Annotated in this window: 5 protein-coding genes and 1 pseudogene; 5 read left to right on the plus strand and 1 reads right to left on the minus strand. The window is 74.1% G+C overall.

Annotation, left to right across the window (positions count from 1 at the left end):
• The coding region (locus BJF79_RS26805) for a glycosyltransferase (RefSeq protein WP_075901489.1) at positions 1 to 1,008 on the plus strand (1,008 nt) is incomplete at its 5' end.
• A 281-nt stretch (positions 1,009 to 1,289) separates the two neighbouring features.
• On the opposite strand, the pseudogene BJF79_RS65820 reads toward BJF79_RS26805, so the two are convergent.
• Positions 1,290 to 2,021 (minus strand): annotated as a pseudogene (locus BJF79_RS65820) (hypothetical protein); the annotation flags it as partial.
• 79 nt (positions 2,022 to 2,100) lie between these two features.
• Here BJF79_RS65820 and BJF79_RS55870 point away from each other — a divergent pair.
• From BJF79_RS55870 to BJF79_RS26830, 4 genes are all read left to right on the plus strand, one after another.
• Entirely contained in the window at positions 2,101 to 3,324 is a 1,224-nt protein-coding gene (locus BJF79_RS55870; protein WP_075901493.1) for an ATP-grasp domain-containing protein, read from the plus strand.
• 31 nt (positions 3,325 to 3,355) lie between these two features.
• Complete coding sequence (locus tag BJF79_RS26820) at positions 3,356 to 4,603, plus strand: NAD(P)-binding domain-containing protein (protein ID WP_075901495.1); 1,248 nt, start codon at positions 3,356 to 3,358, stop codon at positions 4,601 to 4,603.
• Positions 4,604 to 5,207: 604 nt separating this feature from the next.
• The gene (locus tag BJF79_RS26825; RefSeq protein ID WP_075901497.1) at positions 5,208 to 6,191 is read left to right on the plus strand and encodes a hypothetical protein; all 984 of its coding nucleotides are present in this window, start codon (positions 5,208 to 5,210) and stop codon (positions 6,189 to 6,191) included.
• A gap of 269 nt (positions 6,192 to 6,460) precedes the next feature.
• Positions 6,461 to 8,161 (plus strand): chaplin family protein (locus BJF79_RS26830; RefSeq protein ID WP_075901499.1); only part of this gene is annotated, 1,701 nt, incomplete at its 3' end.

Consider the following 8,161-nt stretch of genomic DNA (forward strand, 5'->3'; position numbering starts at 1 on the left):
GCGCGCGCCCGGGGCGCGCGCCGGTGGAGGCGCTGGCGCTGCGGCGGCGCGTTCGCCGGGTTCCGGCCGGACGTCGTGCACCTGCACTCGTCCAAGGCGGGGCTCGCCGGACGGCTGCTGCGCGCGCCGCGCGGCACGGCGGTGATCTTCCAGCCGCACGGGTGGTCGTGGCTCGCGGCGACCGGACGGCAGCGCGCGCTGAGCCTCGCGTGGGAGCGGGTCGCGGCGCGGCGCGCGGCGGCGCAGGTGTACGTCGGCGCGGGCGAGCTGGGCGAGGGCGTGCAGGCGGGGGTGCGGGGCGCGCACCGGCTCGTCCGCAACGGCGTGGACCGGAGCCGGTTCACGTTCGCGTCGGGCGCCGACCGGACGGCCGCGCGGGCCCGCGTCGGGGTGCCTGCGGGGGTTCCGCTCGCGGTGTGCGTCGGGCGGCTGACGCGGCAGAAGGGGCAGGACGTGCTGGTCGCGGCGTGGCCGGACGTCCTGGCGCAGTGCCCGGACGCGCGGCTCGCGATCGTCGGGGACGGCGAGGACCTCGACGGCCTGCGCGCCGCGGGCGCCCGTAACGTCCAGTTCGTCCCCGCGGTGGCGGATCCGCGCGACTGGTTCGCCGCCGCCGACGTCGTCGCGCTCCCGTCCCGCTGGGAGGGGCTCCCGCTGACCGCGCTGGAGGCGATGGCCACCGGACGCCCGCTCATCGGCACCCGCGTGCCCGGCCTCACCGAGATCGTCCGGCCCGGCACCGGGGCCCTGGTCCCGCCGGACGAGCCCGCGCCGCTCGCCGCGGAGCTCGCGACGCGGCTGCTCGTCCCGGGCATCGCGGAGAAGGAGGGACGGGAGGCGGCGGAGGTCGCGGCGGACTACGACCTGGCCGGGACGCTCGACCGGCTGGCCGAGGTCACGCGCGGTGCCGCGGCGCCCGTGCCGGTCCCGGACGACGGACGGTGCGTCGAGCCGCTCCTCGCCGTCGGCTTCGCCGGTGCGGGCACGCCGCCGAACAGCTCCCGGTAGGCGCGCGCCGAGCGCGGGTTCTCGGGGCAGGACCAGACGCCGTGCGGGCAGTAGTCGGTGATCGTCTGGTAGACGACGTCGTGCGACATGATCCAGCGATGCATTCCCCGGATGTATTCGGGATTGTCGGAATTGCGGAACAGGCCCCATTCCGCGAACGAGATCGGCTTTCCGTGCGCCGCCGCGAACTCGGCCTGGTGCCGCAGCCCGTACGGTTCGTTCACATAGTCGTCGAACGTCGCCCCGTTCGGCTGGTCGTAGGTGTCGGAACCGATGATGTCCACGACGTCGTCGCCCGGATAGCACTTCGTCCACTCGATCGTGTCCCGGCCGCGCGCGGGCGTGAAATCGAATCGGAACTTCGCGCCGCGAACGGACCGCATCGCCTCCACGATGCTGCGCCAGTACGCCTTCCACGCGGGGGGATTCGGCGCGCACTGGCCGCTGTAGCTGTTGCCGTTCATCTCCCAGCCGAGGACGAGGATCGCGTCCCCCGCGCCCGCGTCGACGAGCCGCCGCGCGAGCGTCCGGTACCGCTCGTCGTACCGTCCGGCCGCGCCCTGCCAGAGGCGCAGCGACATGATCGGATGCGGCACCCGCTTCTCGTTCTGCGCCATCATCGGCACGTTGAGCACCAGCATGCGGCGGGGGTCGGCGTTCGTCCAGCGGGCCCACGGCCCGATGATCTCCGGCGGGCCCTCGATGGCCTTCCAGCTGTCGCCCGGCAGGTAGGTGTGGCCGACGGTCACCGCGGCGCCGAGCCAGTCCGCGAAGCGCGCGATCCGCCGGGCGCCTTCCGGCCCGGAACCGAGAAACGCCCCCAGCGGAACGTATTTCTCTTTTGTCTCCGACGACTGCGCCCGCAGGAATGTCGGAAAAGGAACGGTGGACGCGGTGAGCGTGCAGAGCGCCAGTGCGGTGGTTAGCGTGACGTAGAGCGGGCAGAACGGTATAGGTCGTTTACGGAAACGCCGTGACGGCCGTCCGGGTGAATGGATATCCGTTGCGCGCATGCGTATCCTTATGCCCGACCGAGCGGCACCCGAACAAATCAGCAAAGCGTCCGATGGAAAATTTTACCCAGTGACAAGGATGGCTGCCGTGCGCCTCGATTCCGGCCTTCCGGTCCTGCTGCTGCGCACCGACCACAATCTGTTCCACCACGGCACCCTCGGCGTGATCCGCTCCCTCGGACGCGCGGGCGTGCCCGTCCACGCCGTCCTAGAAGGCCGCCGCAACCCGGTGTCCCGCTCCCGGCACCTGCACCGCGCGCACCCGTGGGCGCCGCCCGCGCAGCGCCCGTCCGCGCTGCTCGGCCACCTCCGCATGATCGGCGAACGGATCCCCGGCGGCCCCGCGCTCCTCCTCCCGATGGACGACGCGGGCGGGCGCGATCTCGCCGCCGAGTACGCCGACGCGCTCGCCCCCCGCTTCGCCGTCCCCCCGCAGGACCCGGACGTCCCCCGCCGCGTCGCCGACAAGGCCCGCCTCCTCGCCGCCTGCACCGAGCACGACGTCCCCGCCCCGCAGGCCCGCATCCCCCGGACGGCCGACGACGTCCACGACGCGATCAAGTCCCTCGACCTGCCGGTCATCGCGAAATGGGCGCGGCCCTGGCTGCTCCCGCGCGGGCTCCGCAGCACCACGCTCGTCCACGACGCCGCCGACGTGCACCGGCTGTTCGCGTGCGCGGCCGACCACGAGGCGGGCCCGCTCGTCCTGCAGCGGCGCATCCCGCTGGACGGCGGCGACTGGTTCTTCCAGGGCTACTTCGACGCCGCGGGCGAATGCCGCTACGGCGGCGTCGGCCGCAAGCACCTCGCGCACCCGCCGCAGGCCGGGCACACCGTCGCGGGCGAATGGGTCGACAACCCCGCCCTGTACGACCACGCCGTCCGCGTCGTCGGGCTGCTCGGCTGCCGCGGCCTCGTCGACCTCGACTTCCGCCTCGACCCGGACACCGGCGACTACCGGCTCCTCGACTTCAACCCGCGCATCGGCGCCCAGTTCCGGCTGTTCACCGACGCGCGGGGCCTCGACCTCGCCCGCGTCCTGCACCTCGACCAGTCCGGACGCGCCGTCCCGGACGCCCGGCCGTCCATCGGACGCAACCTGCTCGTGGAGAACCACTACCTCCGGCGGGCGCTCGGCCCGCGACCGCGCACGGGGGCCCTCCGCCCGCTGCGCGCCGCCGACGAACTCGCCTGGTACGCGGGCGACGACCTGCGGCCCTTCTTCGCGATGGGCCGGCAGAGCGCGCTGCGCGCGGCCGAACACTTCCGCGCCGCGCGCCGGGACCGTCCGTCCCGACCCTGATCCACCAACGAACCGACCACGGGGGAACCACATGAGCGACTCGGCCAGCGACGTCGTCATCGTCGGCGCCGGACCCTACGGGCTGTCGACCGCCGCGCACCTGCAGAACATCGGCCTGGACGTCCGCGTCATCGGCACGCCGATGCAGTTCTGGGACGTCGGCATGCCGCCCGGCATGTTCCTGAAGTCCGAGCCGTTCGCGTCCAGCCTCGGCGCGCCGCAGCCCGGCATGGGGTTCACCGACCGCAACCCCGGCTGGCGCTTCGGCCAGCCGATCCCGCTGGAGACGTTCGTCGCCTACGGCCGCTGGTTCGCGTCCGTGTGCACGCCCGGCACGACGCCGGGCGAGGTCATGAACGTCGAACGCGGCGGCCCCGGGTACATCGTCGACCTCGCCGACGGCGAGGAGATCCGCACCCGGACGGTCGTTGTCGCCGTCGGCGTAGGCCCGTTCGCGCACATCCCCGAGGAACTCTCGGGGATGCCGTCGTGGCTCGTCTCGCACGCCAGCGACCACAACGACCTCGGGCTCTTCCGCGGCAAGGACGTCGCCGTCGTCGGCTCCGGGCAGTCCGCGCTGGAGACCGCCGTCCTGCTCGCCGACATCGGCGCCCGCCCGCACGTGCTGGCCCGCCGCGCCCGCCTCGACTGGAACCCGCGCCCGAACGAGCACCGCTCGCTGCCCGAGAAGGCCCGCGGCGGCCCCCGCTCCGGCCTCGGCAGCGGCTACCGCACCTGGCTGTGGGCCGAACGTCCCGGGCTCGTCCGGCACCTGCCCGAGGCGACGCGGCAGCGGCTCGTCCGCGAGACCCTGCCGCCCGCCGGGGCCTGGTGGCTGCGCGACCGCTGCGACGAGCGCGTCCGCATCACCACCGGCGTCCATCTGCAGAAGTCCATCGAGAGCGGCGACGGCATCGCCGTCACCACGACCGACCGGCACGGCCGCCGCGACGTTATCGAGACCGAGCACGTCATCGCCGCGACCGGGTACGTCCCCGACCTCACGCGCCTCACCATGCTCTCGCCGGACCTGCGCGCCCGCGTCACCGCGCGGCTCGGCTCGCCCGTCCTGTCGCGGGACTTCGAGTCGTCCATGCCGGGCCTCTACTTCGCGGGCCTCGCGGCCGCCGCCACGTTCGGGCCGGTCATGCGTTTCGTCCACGGCTCCGGTTTCGCCGCCCGCCGCATCTCCGGCCACATCATCCGCACCACGCCGCGCGGCCGCACCCCGCTGCGCCGTCCGGGTTCCGTGCCGGGCCCGGACGCGCTGCGCACCTGACGCACCACCGAGCCGTCGCCGGCGCACCCGAACCCGGGGGCGCCGGCGCCGGTGCGTCCGGGGTCAGCGGCGGGCGGCCCGGCGCGACGTCCCAGCGCGCGTAGAAGGTCCAGGGGGACGGACGGGTGCGCGGGACCTCGACGAGCCGCACCGATGCACCCGCCGGACGGTTCGGCGGCGCGGGCGGCGGGCGGACCTCCCGGGCATCCCGGGCAGCCGGAGCAAGGCGACGCGGCGCGCGGAGGGCGCGGCCACGTGCGGGGACGCAGGGGAAGACGGGGTCGGTCATCGTGGGAGCTCTCCTCGCCGGAACGGGCGTCCGCCGAATCTAACGCACGTCGATACCGCTCGGCATACATGTCCCGAGAGCGAGTAACGACATATCACCCAGAATCGGACTAATGGCGGACGAACGGTGCGGTGCGGCGCTCGGGGGCGCGTGCGGGAAAAGGCGGGCGGCGGCCCGAAGAATCGTTCGGGGACACGCCGAAGGTAAATTGAAATAGTCCCGGGATCGCCCTCGGGAAAGTGCTACGGTCGTCCTCGACCGAACAGGAACCGGTCCCGAACGGGGCCGGAAGAAGCGGGCGAGGGAGATCCGGACGTGGACGCGACACCGATCGAGTGCGAGGCCAGGGGCCTCCGCGATCGGCATGTCCACGTCCTGCGTTCGCTGGCCCGGCTGCTCGCGGTCGCGGGTTTCGCCCTCGCGGGCTGGATCGCGCTGGCGTCGCTGAACGGCGCCGCGATGGCCGACGACGGGACGTCGCGCAGCGGCGCCCCGCACGATCTCGTGGGCTCGGCGGCGGCCGACCGGTCCCGCCCGTCCGCTCCGTCCGGCCCGTCCACGCGGAACGAGTCGAGCCTCGCCACGCTGCGCCACCTCAAGGTGCGGTGGAACTGGTCGCCCCGGGAGACCACCGAGGTCGTCACCGGCGACGTGCGCGACGTGCGCGAACGTCCGGCCGGGTACCTGCGGGAGCGCGGGCGCGACATCGTCCGCGACGGGGACACCGCCGTCCGCGCCCTGCGTGAGCTCGGAGACGCCACCGGCGTCCAGAACGTGCGCGAGCGCGGCGACGAGCCCGGCCGGCAGTTCCTCGGCAAGCTCGTCGGCGGGGTGCGCGACGCGTCCCCGGTGCCGGTCAAGGTTCCGGTTCCGGTGCGGTTGCCGAAGGGCGACGCGCCGGACGGCACCGTCCAGGACGGCACCGCGTCCGGTTCCGGGTCCGGTGGGCAGGGCGGATCGAAGACGCCGCAACACGCGGCCAAGGGCGTGCACGTGGGCGACGGCAAGGTCGTCCCCGCGCAGTTCGCCGGTTCCGTCTCCCCGGACGACCTTCCCGATCCCGACACGTGCACCACGTGCCGGGGCGGGCACGACCCGCTCGACACGCCGCCCCTGCTGCCCGGCCAGGACAGCCCGCGGAGCGGATCGTCCGTCGGCGGGCACCCGTTCGGGCCCCTCACCGACCTGGCGACCGCGGCCGACCCGGCCGCGCCCCTCGGCATGGACCTGCGCGCCTTCCGCCGCACGTCCCTGACCGACATCGCCGCACCCGGCCGTCCGGCCGTCGTTCCCGACTAGCACGTCCCTTCCCGGCCCGGCGGCCGCACGCATCGCGTACCGCGTACTTCGTACCGGGTATGCCCCGTGCGTCCTCGCCGCAGGGCCCCGGCGGCCGTTTCCGCGCCGCCCGAGATCACCACGACCGTTCCGGTGATCCGTTCTCTCGAACCTTTCTCTGAATGAGCATCGGCCTCATTCGGACGCTGCGCGCTGCGCACATCCGGACGATGCCGTGCAGCCGATCCAACGATTCATCGAATCGACGAAAGAAAAGACAGGAGCAACAAATGCGCAACTGGGCCAAGAACACCAGCCGCGCCGCACTCGTCGCGGCCGGGGCGGTCGCCGTCGGCACCGGCTTCGGCTCGGCCGGGGCCGTCGCCCACGCCGACATGCGGACGGCCGGGAACTTCTCCGTCCTCGGCGGCAACCAGGTCGTCGCGCCGATCTCCATCCCCGTGGACGTCAGCGGCAACTCCGTCGCGGCGCTCGTGGCGGCCTCGCAGGCCCAGTCCAAGGGCGGCGCCGAGGTCGAGCACGCGCGGCACGGCGGCCACGGTGGCGACATGGAGACGGCCGGGAACTTCTCCATCGGCGGCGGCAACCAGGTCGTGGCCCCGATCAGCGTCCCGGTCAACGTCTGCGGCAACTCCGTCGCGGCGCTCGCCGCGTTCTCGCAGGCGTACTGCAAGGGCGGCGCCGAGGTCGAGTTCGAGAACGACGGCCACGGCCACGGTCACGGCCACGACGACCGCGGCTACCGCGCCGCGTCCACCGAGCGCGGCCACGGGCACGGCAAGCACGGCAAGCACGGCAAGCACGGGCACGGCGCCGACATGAAGACGTCCGGGAACTTCTCGATCCTGGGCGGCAACCAGATCGTCCTGCCCATCTCGGCGCCGATCAACGTGTGCGGGAACTCCGTCGCGGTGGTGGGCCTGTCCAAGGCCCAGTGCAAGGGCGGCGCCAGGTCCGAGTACGAGCGGTCCGGCAAGCCCGACATGAAGACGGCCGGGAACTTCTCCATCCTCGGCGGCAACCAGGTCGTCGCGCCGATCTCCGTGCCGATCAACGTGTGCGGGAACTCCGTCGCGGTGGTGGGCCTGTCGAAGGCGCAGTGCAAGGGCGGCGCGTCCGTCGGCGACGGCGACGACCACGAGCTGCCGCCGACCCTGCGCAAGGGCGGCCACGCCCCCGGGACGGACGAGGTCACCGGCAAGGTCGGCAAGGTCGGCGAGACGGTGGGATCGGTCGCCGGCGGCGCTCTCGGCCGGGTCGGCGCGGCCGCGCCCGTCGCGCAGCCCGCCGCGCCGGTCGCGAACGAGCGCGCCGCGGCCCCGGCCGAGCGGACCCGCAAGGGCGGGATGCTGCGCGGCCTCGTGAAGGCGCTGACGAAGACCGCGCCGGTCACCGACACGGCCGGCAAGAGCCTGCCGCTGGACCAGGCGCCCGTCGAGGTCGCTCGCCGGTCGCGCCCTGAGCGAGCCCGAAGTGACCGGGGCCGGAGCGGACGGGACGGCGCGGTGCGGCTCCGCACCGTCCGGTCCGGGACGGACCCGGGACTGAACGATCCGCGGCCGATGCGGCGGCGGACCGGCCGACCTTACGCCACCGCGGGGCGTCGGGCGGCCAGGTCGCGCCGTGTCGCGTCGACCGCGGGTCGCAGCGATCGATCACGCGGAGGGGACGGCAGACGTGCCGTCCCTCCTCGCCGTCGCGGATCGTGCCGCCGTACGCCGCACGCCGCGCGGTACGCCGCAGCGAGAGGAACGAGACGACATGTTGGTGCGCAAACTGATCCCGGTGGCCGTCACGGTGACGGCCGCCCTCGCCGTTTCCACGGCGGCCACCGCCCCCGGAGCGCGGGCGTCCACCGGACCCGGCGCGCTCGTCGACCCGGTCACGACCGTGTCGTCGGTGACGTCCGTGCTGGGGCTCGACCCCGGACGCCCGCCGGGCGCGACCCGCGCGCGGCCCGCGGCGGCCCC

It is taken from the genome of Actinomadura sp. CNU-125 (genome assembly GCF_001942465.1).
In the GTDB taxonomy this organism is placed as follows: Bacteria; Actinomycetota; Actinomycetes; order Streptosporangiales; family Streptosporangiaceae; genus Spirillospora.